This is a genomic window from Lysobacter sp. Hz25, assembly GCF_046097045.1.
In the GTDB taxonomy this organism is placed as follows: Bacteria; Pseudomonadota; Gammaproteobacteria; order Xanthomonadales; family Xanthomonadaceae; genus Lysobacter; species Lysobacter antibioticus_B.
In genome coordinates this window covers 697,447-715,697 of record NZ_CP175666.1, presented here as the reverse complement: position 1 = coordinate 715,697, position 18,251 = coordinate 697,447, and the positions used below count along the sequence as shown (strand labels likewise).

Here is an 18,251-nt window from a genome sequence, read left to right as displayed (position 1 = left end):
TAGCAAAAGAAAGTAACCCGGCCGCGTTAGCGGACGGAAGCTCTGCTCTTGCTTATGGCTTCTTCAGAAAAAAGATCACGATCAAACGCCAAAAGCTTCCGCCACTAAAACGGCGGGTTACTTTCTTTTGTCATAAGCAACAAGAGTCCGTCTGGATTCCCTTCGGTCACAAGCCGCGACCACGCCGCAACGATTACCCGCGTCGGCAGCCGTAGATCCGCGGTCGCGGCTCGCGCCGCTCCTACCCTGGAGCTCCGTGCAAGTGACGGCGCGCCCGCCAGGTACGCGGTCGCGACTCACGTCGCTCCTACAGGTGCCGATCGCGTACCGATCGAGCTTATGTGCCGATGATCAAGCCATCACTTCGCGCAGATACGGCGCGGTCCGGCTTGCCTTCGATCGCGCGACCTGTTGCGGCGTGCCACTGGCGACGATCTGTCCGCCTTGCTCGCCCGCACCGGGGCCGATGTCGATGACCCAATCGGCGTCGGCAACCACACGCATCTCGTGTTCGACCACGACCACGGTGTTGCCGGCCTCGACCAGGCCGTGCAACTGCGCCATCAGCTTGTCGACGTCGGCCGCATGCAGGCCGGTGGTTGGCTCGTCGAGCACGTACAAGGTGTCGCCGTGTTGGCTGCGCTGCAGCTCGGTCGCCAACTTGATGCGCTGCGCTTCGCCGCCGGACAGTTCGGTGGCCGGCTGCCCAAGACGCAGATAACCCAGGCCGATGTCGCGCAGCAGGCTCAGCGAGCGGCGGATCGCCGCTTCGCCGTCGAAGAACTCAAGCGCTTCGTCGACCGTCATCGCCAGCACTTCGGCGATGTTGCGTCCGTTCCACACGACTTCGAGGGTTTTGGCGTTGTAGCGGCTGCCGTGGCAGGTCGGGCACGGCGCGTATACGGTCGGCATGAACAGCAGCTCGACCTGCACGAAGCCTTCGCCCTCGCAGGTGTCGCAACGCCCCTGGGCGACGTTGAAGGAAAAACGCCCGGCGTTGTAGCGGCGCGTCTTCGCCATCGCGGTGGCGGCGAACAGCTTGCGCACGTGATCGAACAGGCCGGTGTAGGTGGCCAGGTTCGAGCGCGGCGTGCGGCCGATCGGTTTCTGGTCGACGTTGACCAGGCGTTTGATCGCGTCGGCGCCGGCGTGCAACCGCCCGGACACTCGCGCGAGCGGGCCGGGCTGCGGCATGTCGTGGTCGCTCTCTTCGGGCACCGGCTCGTGGCCCAGGTACTCGCCGACCAGTTCGACCAAGGCCTGGCTGACCAGACTCGATTTACCCGAACCCGACACGCCGGTGACCGCGGTGAACGCGCCCAAGGGAAAGCGCGCGTCGAGGCCGTGCAGATTGTTGCGATGCAGGCCGCGCAGTTCCAGCCAGGCCGACGGTTTGCGCGGCGGCCGCGGCACGGCGGCAACGAGATCGAACAAATACGGCCGGGTGCGCGAAGCTTCGATCTCGCGCAGCCCTTCGGGCGGGCCGCTGTAGAGGATGCGTCCGCCGTGTTGTCCGGCGTCGGGGCCGACATCGACCAGCCAATCGGCGCGACGCAAGGTCTCCAGGTCGTGCTCGACCACGAACACGGTGTTGCCGGCGGCCTTGAGCTGGTCGAGCGCGCGGTGCAAGGCCTCGCTGTCGGCCGGATGCAGGCCGGCCGAAGGCTCGTCGAGCACGTAGACCACGCCGAACAGATTCGAACGGATCTGGGTGGCCAAGCGCAGCCGTTGAAATTCGCCCGGCGACAGGCTCGGCGTGGCCCGGTCCATCGCCAAATAGCCGAGCCCCAGGGCCTGCAAGGTGCCGATGCGTTCGACCAGGTCGTGGGCGATGCGCTGCGCGGCGATGCGTTTTTCCTCGGACAGATTCGGCGTGCGCCGCACGTCGGAACTGCCGGCATGCGCCAGCCCGCCGGCGGCGATGCGCTTGGCTTCGGCGCTGCGGCCGGCCGCGCGGCTGCGCGTGGCGCCGCTCGCCGGGGCATCGAAGCGGCCTTCCGCCGCCGGCTTCAACACCTCGGCGATCCGGTCCAGCGACAGCTGCGACAGGCTGCCGATGTCGAGCCCGGCGAAGCTCACCGACAAAGCCTCGCGCTTCAGACGCCGGCCGTCGCAGAGCGGGCATTGCGCGCCGATCATGTAGCGCGACACGCGCTTCTTCATCAGCGCGCTCTGGGTGCTGGCGAAGGTATGCAGTACGTACTTACGCGCGCCCATGTAGGTGCCCATGTAGCTGGGCTCGGCCTTGCGGCGCAGCGCGGCGCGGGTCTCGGCGACGCTGAAGCCGGCATACACCGGCACCGACGGCTGCTCCTCGGTGAACAGGATCCACTCGCGATCCTTCTTCGGCAGATCGCGCCAGGGCTTGTCGATGTCGTAGCCCAGGGTGACCAGGATGTCGCGCAGGTTCTGTCCGTGCCAGGCCGGCGGCCACGAGGCGATGGCGCGTTCGCGGATGCTCAGCGACGGGTCCGGCACCATCGACTGTTCGCTCACTTCGTAGACATAGCCCAGGCCGTGGCAATTCGGACACGCGCCCTGCGGCGTGTTCGGCGAGAAGTCCTCGGCGTACAGCATCGGCTGCTGGGCCGGGTAGCTGCCGGCGCGCGAATACAGCATGCGCAGCAGACTCGACAAGGTGGTCACGCTGCCCACCGTCGAACGCACGTTCGGGCTGCCGCGTTGCTGCTGCAAAGCCACCGCCGGCGGCAGGCCTTCGATCGCATCGACGTCGGGCACGCCGACCTGATCGATCAGGCGCCGCGCGTACGGCGACAGCGATTCCAGGTAACGCCGCTGCGCCTCGGCATAGAGGGTGCCGAAAGCGAGCGAGGACTTGCCCGAACCCGACACGCCGGAAAACACCACCAGCGCATCGCGTGGGATGTCGACGTCGATGTCCTTGAGGTTGTGCTCGCGCGCGCCGCGGACACGGACGAAAGCGTCGAAACCGGGGTCGCGACGGAGCTGTTTCTTGGCCATAGGGGCTCGATTGGAGCATTGCAGACGCGGGAGGGCGGTGAAGATACCCGCTCGCGGCGCGCTTGGGGGGCAAGGCGCTGTACCGAATCGGCCGAAGCGAGGGCGCTGCGCACCTCCGTGTGCGCTTAGCCGCGTTCGCACCGACCTCGGACATGCCCGCTGCGACTGTCCCGGCAAGACGGTGCTGCGAAACGGACTAAGAAGTCTTAAAGCATCGCCGGATGCGAAACCCACCGCCCGAGCCAGCGCGCCCGATGCATCCACGGCGACAGCCGCCCAGTCGCAACGCGCTGCGATCGGCTCGACGGGGCATCCGCGCTGAAGACACCGTTGTCTTTCAACGAAAGCGCCTGCGGTCGACGCATCGCCGCGAAAACAGGACGACGGCGTCGATATCCGAGGTCGCCACGGATATTTCGCGACAGCTTCGTGACCCGGCCACGCGCGGATCGCGAGGCAATGATCGATACCGTGATCGGCTACCGCCGCATTCCCGGATGACAACGATATCGGCCGTTCCACTGTGCCCAGCGGACCGCTAGGTTCGCGCTGCACCCAGGCCGTGCACCGACCCGCATTCGCGGGCGGCCCCATCCGCAAGAGGAACCGCAATGAAGAAGCTAGCTCTGACCGGGCTGATCGCAGCAGCATGTATGTTGATCGGGCCGACCGCGCAGGCCGTGGTCGTGGGCGGGATCGTCAGCACCGATGCGCATTGGCCGGCGACCACCGCCGGCTATAACCAGCTCACCTTCTACGATCAGGTCAACCACGACGGCGGCTCGCGTTCGAACTATTACTGGGCCAACCAGTTCTGGTTCCACGGCGGCGACGGCGGCTACATCGGCCTGCAGAACCGCAGCGGCCAGCGCTGGCTCAACTTCTCGATCTGGCTCGCCAGCGGCTGGGATGCATCGAGCCGCGCCAGCTGCGGCCACTTTTCCCACGAAGGCAGCGGCGTGCAGTGCCAGATCAAGTGGAACTGGAAGCCCGGCCACAAGTACAAGGTCGACGTGATCCGCGCCTCGACCAAGGTGACCGGCGTCGTCACCGACCTGATGACCGGCGAAAGCATCACCGTCGCCACGATCAACATCCCGGCCACCTGGAGCGGCTTCAAGAGCCAGACCGTCAGCTTCGTCGAGGAATACAGCCAGGGCGCGAATCAACTGCCCTCGTGCAACGTGATCGGCGCGCAATCCTCGGTGTTCTACCTGCCGGTGGCCAACGGCAACCTGCCGGCGACCAGCCAGACCACCAAGACCTACGGCAACTGCAACGACAAGAACATCGCCCACGCCGCCTGCGACAGCACCGGCAAGTGCATGAACATCGTCAGCAACCTCGACGGATACGCATCGCCGAGCGAGTAACGCGTTTCAATGCGGCATCCGCAAACAGCAAAGGCCCGCATTGCGGGCCTTTGCTGTTATCGCGGCAAGCGAGACCGGCCGACCGCCGGGCACCGCCATGCCCTCGGTCAGCCTCCCTGCACGGCATCGCCGCCGGTGGCCGGGCCCGAGGCTTCGGGCGTGGCCGGCGCGGGTGCCGCAGGCACGAGCGGGGCCGCGGGAGCTACGGCACCCGCAGGAGCGGAAGGCGCAGCACTTGTAGGTGCCGCAGGAGCTGTAGGAGCGACCGCCGCAGCCGGCCCAGCCACGGCGTCGCTGACGACAGGCGTCGCGGGCGCCGCAACGGCGGTCGCCGGCGCTGCGGCGTCGGCGCTGAAGGCGACGATCGAGGCGTCGCTGAGCCGGTAGGTGCCCAGGATGTCCGGCAACATCGCGTGGCGATGGCGGTTCCAGACCCAGTGCTCTCCGGCGCGTATCTGCCGCAGACCGTTCCATACGCTGACCTTCTGCTCGCGCTCGACCCGGCCTTCCTGCGAGAACTCGTAGGCGAACATCGCCGCCACTTCGGCCGCGGAATGGTCGAGCAATTGGTGCACGCGCACCGGCTCCAGCCCTTCGACATAGCCCTTCTGCTGCTGGCGCGGCATCGCCTCGGCGTCGGCCAGCATCGATACCTGGTAGCCCCGCGACCAGCCCAGCTTCTCTTCGAGCCCGCCCTTCTTGCCGGGCACGCAATCGTAGAAGCTGGCATTGAGCCCGGTCGCCAGCGTGCCGTTCATCGGCACCCAGCGCAGCGGGCGCAGACGCAGCACCGGGTTCGTGCATGCCACCGGGCCCTTGCTGGCAGGCGCCGGCTTGACCGCGGCCGCGCCTGGTTCGGTCTTGGACTCCGGCTTGGGTTCGGGCAGTACCAGCTTGATGACCGGCGACGGGGTGATGCCGCCGGACACGAGCGCCGCGCGCAGGCTGGCCTCCATCGAGGTCCGGTAATCGTACGGACCAACGACCTCGTTGCCCCACTTGGCGCCGTCGTTCGCGCCTTTCTGGATGATGGCGCCGACGATCAGGCCGCCGATCAAGCCCCCGACCAGTCCGGCCGTGCCGTAATTCGCGACCAGGTTATTCATCATCACCGGGTCGACGACGGGGCTGGAGACCCCGCTGACCGGCGTCAGCTCGGTCTGGGTCAGGTACAACTCGACCGCGAGCTCAGGCGCCAAGGGATACGGCAAAGGCTCCGGCGGCTTGGCCGCGGCTACCGCGCCGTGGGCGGCCAGTGCCACCGCCATGGCGATCCGCGCACGAAAAAAACCTACCGGCCCGCGACGGGCCGATTGCATCGACTGCTTCATTGGATACTGCCCCCTGGATGTTCCCTATCGGCCGGGCGCTGCTGCGCCCTCCCCCTGAAAGACCGATGGCCTGCCCGCGAATGTGCCTTTCGGCCTCGGTGCGGCGCGGCCCTCGGAGCCGGCAACATAGCAAGAATCCCGGCGATTTCGCAGTCGCCGCGCTATCCGCGCGCCCGCACCGCTGCCGCCGTGCCTGCGCAGGAACGAGACTCACTCGTCCAGCACCCAGCGCTCGGCGGTGATCTTGAGCTTCGGGCATTGCCCCTCGATGCCGTCCGCGTACTCCACTTCGATGCGCACGTCGTCATCGGCACCTTCAGCGTGGTAGGACTCGATCTTTCCGGTCAGGTAGCTCAGGGAAACGCGCCCACTGCCTGCATAATTCATGCCTGGGTCGAGGCAGCTCAGCGCTCTGCGGATATTGGCGTCGGCGAATTCGGTCGAGGTGTTGTCGATCAACCACTGGCAGAAACGCATGCCCGGCTGATAGCCGCCGTGCTGGCACGTTTTACTCCACTCCGCCCAATTGGTCAGCAACTCGACCTCGCGTTGACTGCCGAGCGCCGTCGCGTTCGCGAACTTGGCCATTTCGCGGCAAAAATCGTCGTCGCGGCGACCGCCGGAGAAGCTGGCGCAACCGGTCACGGCGAGCAAGGCGCAGGCGATGAGCATCGGAATTTTCATGTGATCGCGGCGAGGCCGCCGGTCTGTCGGCTGCCACCAGCTTAGCCTTGCGCTCGCCGCGACGCCCGCGGTCCCGGCCGGCGCAAACATCGCATCGCGGTATCGAGCGGCCCGCCCGAAACAAGAAAGGCCGCTCCACGAATGGAGCGGCCCTTCGATGGTTTCACACCCGACCGCTATCGTCGGGCGCTATGCGGATATGCCTCGATCAGGGACAGCTATAGGTATCGCTGGCCTGCGCGCGGTAGGCGGTCCACATCGCATCGGCGAACTCGCTGCCGTAGTAGCCCCCGTCGCGAGCGGCGCCGTGCAGCGCCGGCCAGCGCCCGGTGCCGTCGGAGGGGTTGTTGTCGAGCGCACCGTTGCCGTTGGGCTGGTAGGGGTCGGGCTGGGTCCAGGCACCGTGGTTCACCCAACGGTCGGCGTAACGCAGGATCTTGTCGTCGGTCCAGATGCAGCGCAGCGACGGCATCAAGCGCAACGCCAGCGCGATGGCCTTGTAGCCCTTGGCCGTGCAGCACATCTGATAGTAGGCGCCGGGTTCCTGACCGCCGTCGATGTAGCCATAGGGATCGCGGCAATCGCGCGAGTTGCCGCCGGTGTTCTGGTTGTCCCAGTAGTCTTCGGCCGAACACAGGCCGCCGAACAACACCTGCCCGGCGCCGGCGCCGACGTACAGCTGGCCGTCCTCCTGGAAGGTCCCCTGCTGGAAGTCGCGCACGCGCGCGGCCATCGCCGGGTCGTCGAGCAGCAGCGCCGACAAGGCCAGCACCAACTTGCGGCCGTGGCGGTGACCGCCGTCGGCATTGAAATGCAAGCCGCCCTGCATCCCGGCATCGAGGTCGATGCCGTACTGCACCATGTTGATCGCCAGCTTGCGGCGCTCGGCCGCATCGCCGTCGACCATCAAGCGCAGCGATGCCTCGGCGAAGTTCATTGCGATCCAGGCGCCGTAGTCCGGCATGTTCTTGAGCGGATGGATCTCGTCGGCGCTCCAATGCAACTGGTGATCCAGTTGCAGGCGCTGGTACCTCGCCGACAGTGCACTCAGGGTCGGCGCCGACGCCAGCGGCGCGAGCGAGGGCAAGCGATCCAGGCGCAGCCGGTTGGTCGAGTACAACGGCTTGCTGCGGCCGAAGTACGGCGGACGGAACGAGGTGCTGCCGCCGTCGGCCGGAGGCGCGGCCAACACCGTCAGCACCACCGCGGTATCGAGCGCGGTCTTGTTGAAGGTGGAGAGCGATTTCGCCTTGACGATGGATTGGTTCGGCGAGGCCAAATAGGGCAGCGCCGGCACGAGCGTGCGGAGGTAGTTGCTTGCGCGCGAGTCGAAGCCTTGGCGGTCGACCTGGGTCGGGTTCACCTCGAAGCCGTTGCGGCCGCTGGAGAAGGCCGGCGAGATCGACAGGACCTTGACCTTGCCCAGGCTGTCGGCGGTCGGCGCGACCCAGTAGTCGCCGTTGGCGAACTGGCCGCAGGGATAGGCGCGGTCGAGGACGAAGGTGACTTCGTATTGCTTCACCTGCGTGCACGACGCGACGAGCGCGCTGCGGGTCGGGGCCGCTACCGACGAATCCGGACGGGCGGTCGCGGCGGCCTGCGGCGATACCGACGCGGGCGGCGCCGAACCGACCGTCAGCGCCGCGGCGGGCGTGGCGTTTTCGAGCGGCGCGGCCGCAGCGGGCGGCGCGGCCTCCTGCTGGGGGCAGCCCGCCAATGCGAGCGAGCCGCCGGCCAACAATGCGGCGCGCGTCAACAGCAGCCGCAGGCTCGGTTTGCCCGTGCGCGGCAATAAGCATGCTTCTTTCATGATCTCTCCTGGTGCGGTAATCGCGGCATCAGGTTGCCGTTGTCTACGGCGGGCGCCCAATGGAAAAATCCGGAACCGCGTCGTGCGACATCCAGTTTCGAGAAATTCCCGAGCGCCGGTTTTCGACTTGGCGAATCGGATCACGGTTTCGAGAACGGAATCCGTCTGTGCCTGGGCGGCGGACCTACGCTGCCGCTCCGCAACTGCTTCGAGGCGACGCATGGGAGCCCGCAAGCGACGCTACGTCGGCAAGCCCGTCCCCGCCGACGGCTGGCGCGTCTGGGACGGCAAATCGAAGCGCGGGTGGGGCAACGTGTACGCCGACTATTCGGCGGCCGTGCCCGACGAACTCAACGGCGAAGGCTCACCGCAACGACCGACCGAACTCGGCCGGCGCTCGCGCGCGCCCAAAGCGAAAGCCGTGCGCAAGCAGCGCTGATGCCGCTCGATGGCGGCCCCGGCCGCCGCCTGTCCGCATCCGCTCCCGGCGCTAAGTTCCCAGGATTTTTTCTGCGATTCGCCGCCGGGCAGAACCGACAAAAAATACAATTCGGCCATGGTCGCGGCACGGGTTCCACGCTCGGCCGCAGACCGCTTGCGGGCAGCCCTCCCTGCTGCGGTTTCGCTTCGGCGAAACGCGCAAGGCCCCGGATCGACCGGGGCCTTGCGCTGCCGCTTGCGTTCGCCGATGACTACCGACAAGCGCCGTCGATCATTTGCCGGCGAACTCCAGCAGATCGCGGTCGAGTCGGTCCTTGTGCGAATCCGGCAGGCCGTGCGGCGCGCCCGAGTACACGATCAACTTGGCGTTCTTGATCAGCTTGGCCGCGGCGTGTGCGGAGGCATCGATCGGCACGATCTGGTCGTCGTCGCCGTGGATCACCAGCACCGGCACGTCGATGCGCTTGAGGTCTTCGGTGAAGTCGGTCGCCGAGAACGCGGCGATCGAGTCGTAGGTGTTCTTGTGGCCGGCCTGCATGCCCTGCGAGCGGAACGATTCGATCAGGCCGGGCGAGGGCTTGGCGCCGGGGCGGTTGTAGCCGTAGAACGGGCCCGAGGCGATGTCGAGGTACAACTGCGCGCGGTTCTCGCGCGAGGCTTTGCGCAGTCCGTCGAACACTTCGAGCGGCAGGCCGCCGGGGTTGGCCGCGGTCTTCAGCATCAGCGGCGGCACCGCGCTGACCAGCACCGCCTTGCGCACCCGTTCGCTGCCGTAGCGGCCGAGGTAACGGGCGACTTCGCCGCCGCCGGTGGAGAAGCCGACCAACACCGCATCGCGGACGTCGAGGGTGTCCAGCACCGCCTTGAGGTCGGCGGCGTAATGATCCATGTCGTTGCCGTCCCAGGGCTGGCTGGAACGGCCGTGGCCGCGGCGGTCGTGGGCGATCACCCGGTAGCCGTGCTCGGCCAGGAACAGCATCTGCGATTCCCAGCTGTCCGAGCTCAGCGGCCAACCGTGGCTGAAGGCGACGACCGGGCCGTCCTTCGGGCCCCAGTCCTTGTAGTACAGCTGGACGCCGTCCTGGGTGACGATGACATTGGACGACTGGCGCAGCGCAGCGGCCTGCTGGGTCGAGGCGGCGGACGCGGTAGCGACGGGGCCGGCGGCCTGGGCCGAGGTGGCGATGCCGAAGCTCAGCAGGGACAGGGCGAGCGAACGTTGCAGGGTGGTCATGGCGGTCTCCGGTTTGTTGGGTGGGCGTTGGGCCCGTGGGAGATACTTTGCCGGCTCAGCCAGGACTCCACGTGACGTATAGTCCGTAAAACTTTACCCATCGTATTTCCATGACCGACCGCCTCGAAGCCCTGCTCGAACGCTTCTCCGCCAGCGCCCGCCTGTTCCAGGCCGGCGCCCTGTGCGGCATCAACGACCTCACGCCGGAACACGGCGCCGGCCAGCTGCATCTGGTGCGCGAGGGCACCGTCGAGGTGGTGCACGAAGGCGAACCCGGGCTGCGCGTCGAGGTGCCGAGCCTGCTGCTCTACCCTCGCCCGCTCGCGCATCGCTTCATCACCGACGCCGAGCGCGGCGCCGACCTGGCTTGCGCCAACCTGCAGTTCGAAGGCGGCGCGGCCAACCCGATCGCCACCGCCTTGCCGGCCTTCGTCTGCATCGGCCTGGACGAGATCGACGGCAGCCACCCGGTGCTGGCGCTGTTGTTCGAGGAAGCCTTCGAACGACGCTGCGGCCGACAGGCTCTGATCAACCGTCTGTTCGAGGTGGTGCTGATCCAGGTGCTGCGCCACCTGATGGAGAGCGGCCGCACCCGCGTCGGCATGCTGGCCGGGCTGTCGCATCCGCAACTGCGGCATGCCGTGGTCGCCATCCACGAAACGCCCGAGCACGACTGGACCCTGGACACGCTGGCCGCACGCGCCGGCATGTCGCGCAGCGTGTTCGCCAATGCCTTCCGCGACAGCGTCGGCTGCACGCCCGGCACCTATCTGCAGCAATGGCGCGTCGGCCTGGCCCAACAGTCGTTGCTGGGGGGGCGCCCGCTGAAGTCGATCGCGATGGACGTCGGTTACGGCAGCGAAGCCGCCTTGTCGCGCGCGTTCAAGGCATCGACGGGGCTGTCGCCTCGCGCATGGAAGGCGCGGATGCTCAAAGCCGAAGCGGTGCCGGCCGCGGCGATCGACTGAGCCCTGCGGCCCGGAGCGGAGATGCCCCGGCCGGCGACCATCCCTATCGATAACTGCGCACCACAGGACTTCCGCATCATGCCGAAACCGCTCGCCATCGCTCTCGTCTTCGTCATTGCCCTGGTATCGACCGTGCCGGCGGCGGCCGCGGATGCCCCGCAAGCATCCGCACATCCTGCGGGCTTCAGCCCCTTGTTCGACGGCCGCAGCCTGAAGGGCTGGCATCTGTACGGTCAGCGCGGCCAAGCGATTACCGGCTGGCGCGTGATCGACGGCGCGATCGTGCGCAGCGGGCCCGGCGGCGATCTGGTCAGCGACCGTGCTTACCGCGACTTCGAGCTGCGCATCGAGTGGAAGATCGCGCCCGGCGGCAACAGCGGCATCTTCTACCGCGCCGCGGAAACCCAGGCGCCGATCTACCGCAGCGCGATCGAGTACCAGGTGCTCGACGACCAGCGCCATCCCGACGCGGGCAACGGCCGCAAGCGCTGGGCCTCGGCTGCCTACGACCTGTATCCGCCGGCCGAACTCGTCGCCAAGCCGGCCGGCGAGTGGAACCAGGCCCGTATCCGCGTGCGCGGCGCGGAGGTCGAGCACTGGTTGAACGGCGTCAAGGTGGTCGCGTACCGGATCGGCTCGGCGGACTGGAACGCGCGGCTGGCGCAAAGCAAGTTCAAGGACTGGCCGGAGTTCGCCGCTGCGCGCAGCGGCGTGATCGGCCTGCAGGACCACGGCGACGAGGTCGCCTACCGCAACATCCTCATTCGCCCGCTGTAACGCCGCGCCTGCAACGTCGGCGCAGGCGTGGACTTTGCGCCCGCGGACGGACGCAACGATACGGAACCAACGGGTCGAGCGATCGAACCTGGGCTTCGCCTCGCCGACACGAACCGGACTCGCCGCGGCCAGGCCCCAAGCGAAAGACAGGGGGCGCGCGAACGCGGCCCAGGATCGGATCGCGGTCGCAGTGTGAAAAAAGGTGAGTGGCCTTGTGGGCCCGCCTGATCGACATTCAACGCCTCGCCGACCGAACGATGGCGAGTCCAGGCCGCGCCGCGCTCAAAGCAACCGCTGCGGTCGCTAGGCGCATTCGATGACGAATGTGGAACGAATCCGCCGGGCGTACCGGCCGAGGAGCCGCCATGAACCTCCGCAAGAACATCGCCGACGCCCTGACTTCCCTGCTGTTTCTGTCGTCCCTCGGATTTTCCGCCTCGCTGCCCGCGCAAACCGTCAGCCTGACTTGCCTCGGCACCGAAACCGCCGAGTACGATCCCGGCATGACCTTCACGCCGCAGCCGGTCGCGTTCTCGGTGAGCGGACTGTTGGCTCCGTGCGCCGGCATTCCGCTCGGCGTGACCAGCGCGAGCTACGGCACTTCGGGCACCGCCAACCTCTCATGCGAAATCCTCTCCGGTGCGGCGCCGACGCCGCCGCTGACCGTGCAGTGGAGCGACGGCACGACCAGCGTGATCCAACCCACCACCGTGGTTACGCAACGGCCGGTCGGCGAAGTGGTGCGGATCGAATCCGGCCAGATCGTCAGCGGCCGCTTTCTCGGCGCCGCCACGGTGCGCACGGTGACCTTGCTGCAGACGCAATTGGATGCCTGCTCCACCACCGGCGTCGAATCGGTCGGCGGCCCGGTGGTGCTGTCGGTGACCAAGCTGCTTTAAAACGCCGGCGCCGGCTCAACGCCGCAAGGGCGCCGACAAGGCCAGCAGTTTCGCCGCCGCTTCCAACACCATGCCGCGGCTTTCGCCCGAACGCATGACCAGGTAGTGCGAGGCCGGATTGGCCAGCCACGCCTTCGATAAGCGCACCAGTTGCCCGGAGGCGAGCGCTTCGTCGGCCAGGGGCGAGCGCAACAACGCGATGCCGAGACCGGACTTGGCCGCGGCCAATACCAGATCGTAGTCTTCGAAGCGCCGGTCCGCGGCCTTGCTGCGATAAGCCACGCCTTGCGCCTTCAGCCATGCACGCCACTGGCTGGTATCGGAGTCGTGCAACAGCGGCGCATCGGCCAGGCGACTCGCGCCCGGGTGGCCGCCGAGTTCGGCGGCCAGGTCGGGCGATGCCACCGGCAGCAGGCGTTCCTTGAACAGCAACTGTGCGCAGGCGTCACGCCACGGGCCCTTGCCGTAGCGCACGGCCAAGTCGACCTCGCCGCCGGACAAATCGGCCAGACGATGTTCGATGGTCAATTCGACCCGGCGCTGCGCCGGCACGTCCTGCAGCAGGCGCATGCGCGGCAGCAACCACAGGCGCGCGAACGACGGCACCACACTCAGGCGGATCACCGGCAACTCGCGCCGCGGGCGCCAGCGATCGGCCGAGTCGCTGATCGTGCTCAAAGCCTGCTCGACCTGGGTGATGAAGCGCTGCCCGGCCGGGGTCGCCCGAACGCCGCGGCCGTGCCGCTCGAACACCGCGGTGCCGAGCCAGTGCTCGACCGCATGCACGCGCCGGCTGACCGCGCCATGGGTCAGGCCGAGCCGTTCCGCGGCCGCGGTGAACGAGCCGGTATCGCGGGCGGCGATCACCGCGTTCAGGCCGTCCAGGGGCGGCAGCGATTTTGAGCTGTGCATACGGCGCACAGCTCATCACCGATCGCGGCGCTATGTCAACAAGCGCCGTATCGCTTCAATGGAGGCCTTCCCGCCCCAACCTCCCACCATGCGCTCACTGCCCTTGCTGCATCCCTGGCTGCTGCGTGCCCGGCCCGGCCTGCGCTTGCCCCGCCGCTTGCTCGTCATGGCCGGCCTGTTTTGCAGCGCTGCCGTCGAAGCGCAGCAAGCAACGGTGCAGAAAGCCGACGACGCCTTCGGCCAGCGCATCGGCCAGGAAAGCATCGGGCTGTACTCCGAATCGTTGGTGCGCGGCTTCAATCTGCAGGAAGCCGGCAACTACCGCCTCGACGGCGCCTATTTCGTGCGCGCCGCCAATCCTTCCGACGCGGTCGTCGAAGGCGTGCAGGTCAAGGTCGGGCCGAACGCCCTCGACCTCGACTTCCCCGCGCCCTCGGGCCTGGTCGAGTACCGCCTGATCCCGGGCGAGCGCGAGCGGACCAAGCTCGAATTCGGCTTCCAGCACCTCAGCGACGACAATCCGCGCCCGTATCTGCGCTTCCATGCGGCGCGGCAATCGAAAGACCGCGACGCTTCGCTCGCCGTCGGCTTCATCGGCACGCACAGCGCACGCTACATCTTCGGCAACGAAGCCGAGTACTACGGCCTCGGCCTGGTGCCGCGGCTGCAGGTGGGGGATCGCTGGCAGCTGACCGGCCTGCTCACGCGTTACGAGCATCGGTATCAGGCCGACGTCGGTTTCACGCCCGCCGGCACGCAACCGTTGCCGGAGCCCGATCGCCTCAAGTATCTCGGCCAGCCGTGGTCGCGCTACGACACCCGCAACAGCACCTACGGCCTCATCGCCGCCACCGCCGCACGCGACAACGCCTGGGACTATCGAGTGTCGAGCCTGTTCTCCGGGGTGAACCGGCCTCGCTCCGACTTGAATCTGTTCAACGCCGTCACCCCGCAAGGCCAGGCCGACGCCGCCATCGTCGTCGCACGCGGACGCAGGATCGAGGCCTGGGGCCATGAAGCCATGGCCAGCTACGACTGGACCGGCGAGCGGCGCCGCCACGAGCTGACCTTGCTCGCGCGTCTGCGGCGATCGAGCTATCGCAACCCGCGCGTCGACTATCTCGCTATCGGGCCGGTCTCGATCCTCGACGGCCGCATGCCGGTAGTCTTGCCCGACACAGCGACATCGACAGCGCAGTCGCGTGCGGCGATCGATCAGTACGAACTCGGCCTGGGTTGGCAGTACCACGACCAACGCGGTTACGCCCTGAACCTCGGCGCCCGCCGCGCCGCCATCGACCAGATCGCGCGGCCGGCCTTGGGCCCCGGCCAATCGCGCTCCTCGCAGGCCTGGCTGTACAACGCGTCCGCGGTCGCACCGCTCGGCGAGCGGTGGGCGGGTTTCGTCGCGACCACTCGCGGCATCGAAGAGGGCGTGACCGCGCCGGAGAACGCCAGCAATCGCTTCGAAGTGCTGGCGCCGATCCTGGCACGGCAGAACGAACTGGGACTGCGCTGGCAGGCTCGCCCGGACCTGGCCTTGCTCGCGATGGCGTTCGAGATCGAGAAGCCGTCTCCCGGTTTCGACGGCACTTCGGCTTATCGCTACCTCACCGAAGTCTCGCATCGCGGCATCGAGCTGTCGCTGGCCGGCAACCTCAGCGAGCGCTTGAGCCTGGTCGCCGGCCTTACCCGGATGCGCTTGCGGCTGCGCGGCGAATTGATCGACGCAGCGAAGATCGGCAAACGCCCGCTGGGGCGCAGCGCCGAGCAGGCGCTGCTGAGTCTCAACTATCGCGTCGCCGGCCTGCCGGGCTTGTCGCTCGACGCCGATGCCAACTACTACGGCGCCCGCCCCGCCGATGCACTGAACCGATTCCGCACGCCCGGCTACACCCTGGTCAATCTCGGCGCGCGCTACCGTTTCGATTGGCACGGTACCCCGGCGGCGCTGCGGTTGCGCGTCTACAACGCCGGCAACCGCTACGCCTGGGCGGCAGGCACCAGCGGCATCCAGACCTACGAGCCCGAACGCCGGGTGATGCTGAGCCTGACGTTGGGGGACTGATCGCGAACGGTGATCCGCTGCCGACTGACGACGCCTCGGGTCGTCAATCGGCGGAACATCGCAGCCGCCCCTTGGCGATTCCTCACCAATATTTTTCGAGCACCTCGCGCAGCGAAGTCGACTCGTACTGTCCCATCATGTCGTTGACCATGCCTTTACGCTCGTCGGCGCTCAGCTCGGGGGCGATGCTCTGGACTTTCAGATCGACGCTTTCGCGTATCGCCGCGGTCGTCGACTCGAAAATCGTCTTGGCATCGACCTGCTCGCCGTTGGTGACGCTCTGAATAAGGTCGGCCCAACGCTTGGAGGCCGGTGTCGTCAGCGGCGAAATGGCGATGTCGACGAAGGGCGCGGCGCCCGGAGGCACTATCGCCAATCCATAGCCCACGACCACGGTCTTTAGCGCATCGGCCATGGCGTCGCGCCGGCCCAGCTCATCGAGGTCGGCGCGCGCGATGCCCGCCAGCACTAACGAGAACAGCGCGAAATCGGCCTGCAACTGTCCCTGCAAGGGCAGTCGGTTTCTGGAGTTCAGCATCTCCGGGGTGAGGTTCGCCAAGCCACCTTGCTGGAACAGACGCTTCGTCTCGTTGAGCAGGCTGTCCAGGGCTTGGGGGTCGGAACTCATCGCCGCTATAAAGCTTTTCAGCTGATCGGCCGACAAGGCAGCGTCCAGCTTGAGCGCATCGCCGGGCAAGGGCTGGATCGGGTATTTGTCGCCGTACTCCCGCGCCTGCTGGTTCGCAGCCCAGGGCAAGTACAGCTTGAACTGCTCAGCCATGGCCCGCGCCAGCAGCGGATGGCTGTCGATCGTCGAGCGGAAGCCACGGTCCTTCTCGTCGTCTTTTCGTCCATTGGGATACGAGCGCCAATCTCTGTCGTCGGAACTCTTGATCAAGGCCGTCCAGGCTTTCTGCTGGGTGGCCGCATCGCCCTGGCCCGGCGTCAGCGCCACGTTCAAGGCGCGCGCGAAGTCCTGCTCGTAATCGGTGCCGCGGTTCGGCGCGAACATGCTGCTGCCGAACAGCAGGTCGCGCGATTTCTGATCGGCCAGCAATTCCTGCATCAGCCGGGGATGCTGATCCATGCCGACCATGAGCTGCTGGATCGCGAAGTTGCCGGCCGGGGTATAGCCCGGACCGTTGAGGAGCATCTGCATCGCATCGCGCATCATCCCTTCGGTCTGCGGCGCGGAGCGCAGGAACAACGCCAGCTCGGCCGGGCCGCACTCGAACAAGGCCTTCTTGGTATCGGCCGGCAACACGCCGGCGCGGTCGGCCGTCGCCACCACCTGCGCGAGCGGGCCGAAGTAGCCCTTGAGGAAGTCGAAGTTACCCGGCGTGATGTTCGGGTTGGCGCTGTCGATCCGGTAGAAACCATCGACGAAGCTCTTAAAGTCGGCGGCGCCCACGCCCTTCAGCGTCGCCTCGGCGTAAGCCGGGTCGGCGGCGTTTGCACGCAAATCGTCCAGCGCGCCCTGCAGAACTCGGCGCTTCAAATCGTAATCGGAAGTCCCCGGCTCGGCCGCTTCGAACTCGCGCCAGGCGCGCGCGACCGCTTCGCCGTCGAGCTTGCCCAGTTCCCGCTTCCAGCCGAGCACTTCGTCATTGCCCGCTAGGCTCTTCTGCGCCTCCGGTGACAGCTTGGACGCCTCGCTGCGCAGGTAGTCCAGCGCCTTGCGCGGGTCGCCCATGGCACGCGCCGTATCCAGAGTCGAATTCACCTCGAAGTCGAGCCGGACCTCGGCGAGTATCGCCTCGACATCCTGCTTCATCTGCGGATCGTCGCCGTAGCGCGCAGCCATGGCCTTGCCGTGACTGTCGATGGTGCTCTCGTCGTAGACCGCGCCGGTCGGCCGCGCCTCGAATTCGCGTTGATAACCGGCCTTGATCTCCGTCTCGATCGCCTGCTTTAGCCCGGCACGAGCCTGCTTTACCGATTGCTCGTAGCCGGCGCGCATCTCCAGAAGGACGGGATCGTTCCTGACCTCCTGGCCGCTGAAAGTACGATTGAATACATCGAGATTGTCTTGCGCCTGATGATAGCCGCGACCGGCGAGGTCGACTGCGGTCGGCGACGATGCCTGCACGGGCGCGGTCGCGTCGCCCGGAACCGAAGGCGCTCGATTCGGCACGGTCTCGGGTTCGCTCTGCGGAATCGCCAGGCGGTTGGGGCGTATGCCGTCGGGATACATGGGGGAGGCCTCGTCGAGTGGGTGTGGCTCGATTCCAGTCCTTCCCGATGCTTCCGGCACCTAGGGAACACCCTGAAAGAGGTTCCTTTTCAGCACGTATTTCGATGGTGCCAAACCGAAGCGCAAGACAAAGCCATCATTGCGGTTCTGCACGCATAACCACGCCGCCCCGAAAGCATGTATTCGGATGTCCACGGCTCAGTCCCGGCGGACCGATAAGCGGCGCCATTGCCCGGATGCTTCTGCGATCGACCTGGCCCAAAACGACTGCGGAGGGCCGAGGCCCTCCGCAGCGCAACGCGAAGCAGGTGCGAGGGTTTACTCGTCGCCTTCTTCTTCCTCGTCTTCGTCCTCTTCTTCCTCGTCGTCTTCGTAGGGCAGCCCCATCGAATACGCGAAGCGCGGCTCGCCGTCCGCGCGATGTCCGGTGGCGATCGCGAGAATCACCCAGCCGTCCTGCAGACGCTGGTTGACGTCCGACAACTCGTCGGTCTGCACCACTTCTCCGATCGTCTCAAAGTCCACTGTCTAGCTCCGCTGGAAGAAGCGCGAAGGATACGACAGGTCGGCAGCACTGA

Annotated in this window: 15 protein-coding genes; 7 read left to right on the top strand and 8 right to left on the bottom strand. The window is 67.0% G+C overall.

The window, feature by feature from the left end; genetic code table 11:
- A partial coding sequence (locus ACKN61_RS03000; protein ID WP_408952246.1) for a hypothetical protein occupies nucleotides 1-215 on the top strand: 215 nt, incomplete at its 5' end.
- Nucleotides 216-351: 136 nt separating this feature from the next.
- Here the strand turns inward: ACKN61_RS03000 and ACKN61_RS02995 are convergent.
- On the bottom strand, nucleotides 352-2,982 hold the full coding sequence (locus tag ACKN61_RS02995) for an excinuclease ABC subunit A (RefSeq protein ID WP_408952245.1): 2,631 nt from the start codon (nucleotides 2,980-2,982) through the stop codon (nucleotides 352-354).
- A gap of 611 nt (nucleotides 2,983-3,593) precedes the next feature.
- On the opposite strand from ACKN61_RS02995, the gene ACKN61_RS02990 reads away from it, so the two are divergent.
- Entirely contained in the window at nucleotides 3,594-4,355 is a 762-nt protein-coding gene (locus ACKN61_RS02990; protein ID WP_408952244.1) for a DUF3472 domain-containing protein, read from the top strand.
- Between the two features lie 107 nt (nucleotides 4,356-4,462).
- Here ACKN61_RS02990 and ACKN61_RS02985 read toward each other — a convergent pair whose 3' ends face one another.
- The 3 genes from ACKN61_RS02985 to ACKN61_RS02975 all read right to left on the bottom strand — a co-directional run bounded on the left by ACKN61_RS02985 (nucleotide 4,463) and on the right by ACKN61_RS02975 (nucleotide 8,180).
- Nucleotides 4,463-5,623 carry a hypothetical protein gene (locus ACKN61_RS02985; RefSeq protein ID WP_408952243.1) on the bottom strand — a complete coding sequence of 387 codons (1,161 nt, stop codon included), beginning with the start codon at nucleotides 5,621-5,623 and terminating at the stop codon, nucleotides 4,463-4,465.
- A gap of 273 nt (nucleotides 5,624-5,896) precedes the next feature.
- Entirely contained in the window at nucleotides 5,897-6,460 is a 564-nt protein-coding gene (locus tag ACKN61_RS02980) for a hypothetical protein (protein WP_408952242.1), read from the bottom strand.
- A gap of 118 nt (nucleotides 6,461-6,578) precedes the next feature.
- The gene (locus tag ACKN61_RS02975; RefSeq protein WP_408952241.1) at nucleotides 6,579-8,180 is read right to left on the bottom strand and encodes a hypothetical protein; all 1,602 of its coding nucleotides are present in this window, start codon (nucleotides 8,178-8,180) and stop codon (nucleotides 6,579-6,581) included.
- 220 nt (nucleotides 8,181-8,400) lie between these two features.
- Between ACKN61_RS02975 and ACKN61_RS02970 the strand changes: the two genes are divergently transcribed.
- Nucleotides 8,401-8,619, top strand: coding sequence for a hypothetical protein (locus ACKN61_RS02970; RefSeq protein WP_408952240.1), 219 nt, complete (start codon nucleotides 8,401-8,403; stop codon nucleotides 8,617-8,619).
- 273 nt (nucleotides 8,620-8,892) lie between these two features.
- Here the strand turns inward: ACKN61_RS02970 and ACKN61_RS02965 are convergent, their stop codons facing one another.
- A complete protein-coding gene (locus tag ACKN61_RS02965) occupies nucleotides 8,893-9,855 on the bottom strand; it encodes an alpha/beta fold hydrolase (protein WP_408952239.1) in 963 nt (320 codons plus the stop codon).
- Nucleotides 9,856-9,965: 110 nt separating this feature from the next.
- Between ACKN61_RS02965 and ACKN61_RS02960 the strand changes: the two genes are divergently transcribed.
- From ACKN61_RS02960 to ACKN61_RS02950, 3 genes are all read left to right on the top strand, one after another.
- On the top strand, nucleotides 9,966-10,823 hold the full coding sequence (locus ACKN61_RS02960) for a cupin domain-containing protein (protein ID WP_408952238.1): 858 nt from the start codon (nucleotides 9,966-9,968) through the stop codon (nucleotides 10,821-10,823).
- Nucleotides 10,824-10,901: 78 nt separating this feature from the next.
- The gene (locus ACKN61_RS02955; RefSeq protein ID WP_408952237.1) at nucleotides 10,902-11,600 is read left to right on the top strand and encodes a DUF1080 domain-containing protein; all 699 of its coding nucleotides are present in this window, start codon (nucleotides 10,902-10,904) and stop codon (nucleotides 11,598-11,600) included.
- Nucleotides 11,601-11,965: 365 nt separating this feature from the next.
- On the top strand, nucleotides 11,966-12,499 hold the full coding sequence (locus ACKN61_RS02950; protein WP_408952236.1) for a hypothetical protein: 534 nt from the start codon (nucleotides 11,966-11,968) through the stop codon (nucleotides 12,497-12,499).
- Nucleotides 12,500-12,514: 15 nt separating this feature from the next.
- Here ACKN61_RS02950 and ACKN61_RS02945 read toward each other — a convergent pair whose 3' ends face one another.
- Entirely contained in the window at nucleotides 12,515-13,411 is an 897-nt protein-coding gene (locus ACKN61_RS02945) for a LysR substrate-binding domain-containing protein (RefSeq protein ID WP_408952235.1), read from the bottom strand.
- Nucleotides 13,412-13,499: 88 nt separating this feature from the next.
- On the opposite strand from ACKN61_RS02945, the gene ACKN61_RS02940 reads away from it, so the two are divergent.
- Nucleotides 13,500-15,479 (top strand): TonB-dependent siderophore receptor, encoded by a 1,980-nt coding sequence (locus ACKN61_RS02940; protein ID WP_408952234.1) that lies wholly within the window; start codon nucleotides 13,500-13,502, stop codon nucleotides 15,477-15,479.
- An 82-nt stretch (nucleotides 15,480-15,561) separates the two neighbouring features.
- Here ACKN61_RS02940 and ACKN61_RS02935 read toward each other — a convergent pair whose 3' ends face one another.
- The gene (locus ACKN61_RS02935) at nucleotides 15,562-17,673 is read right to left on the bottom strand and encodes a hypothetical protein (protein WP_408952233.1); all 2,112 of its coding nucleotides are present in this window, start codon (nucleotides 17,671-17,673) and stop codon (nucleotides 15,562-15,564) included.
- Nucleotides 17,674-17,991: 318 nt separating this feature from the next.
- A complete protein-coding gene (locus ACKN61_RS02930; protein WP_144436486.1) occupies nucleotides 17,992-18,198 on the bottom strand; it encodes a hypothetical protein in 207 nt (68 codons plus the stop codon).
- Nucleotides 18,199-18,251 lie beyond the last annotated feature (53 nt).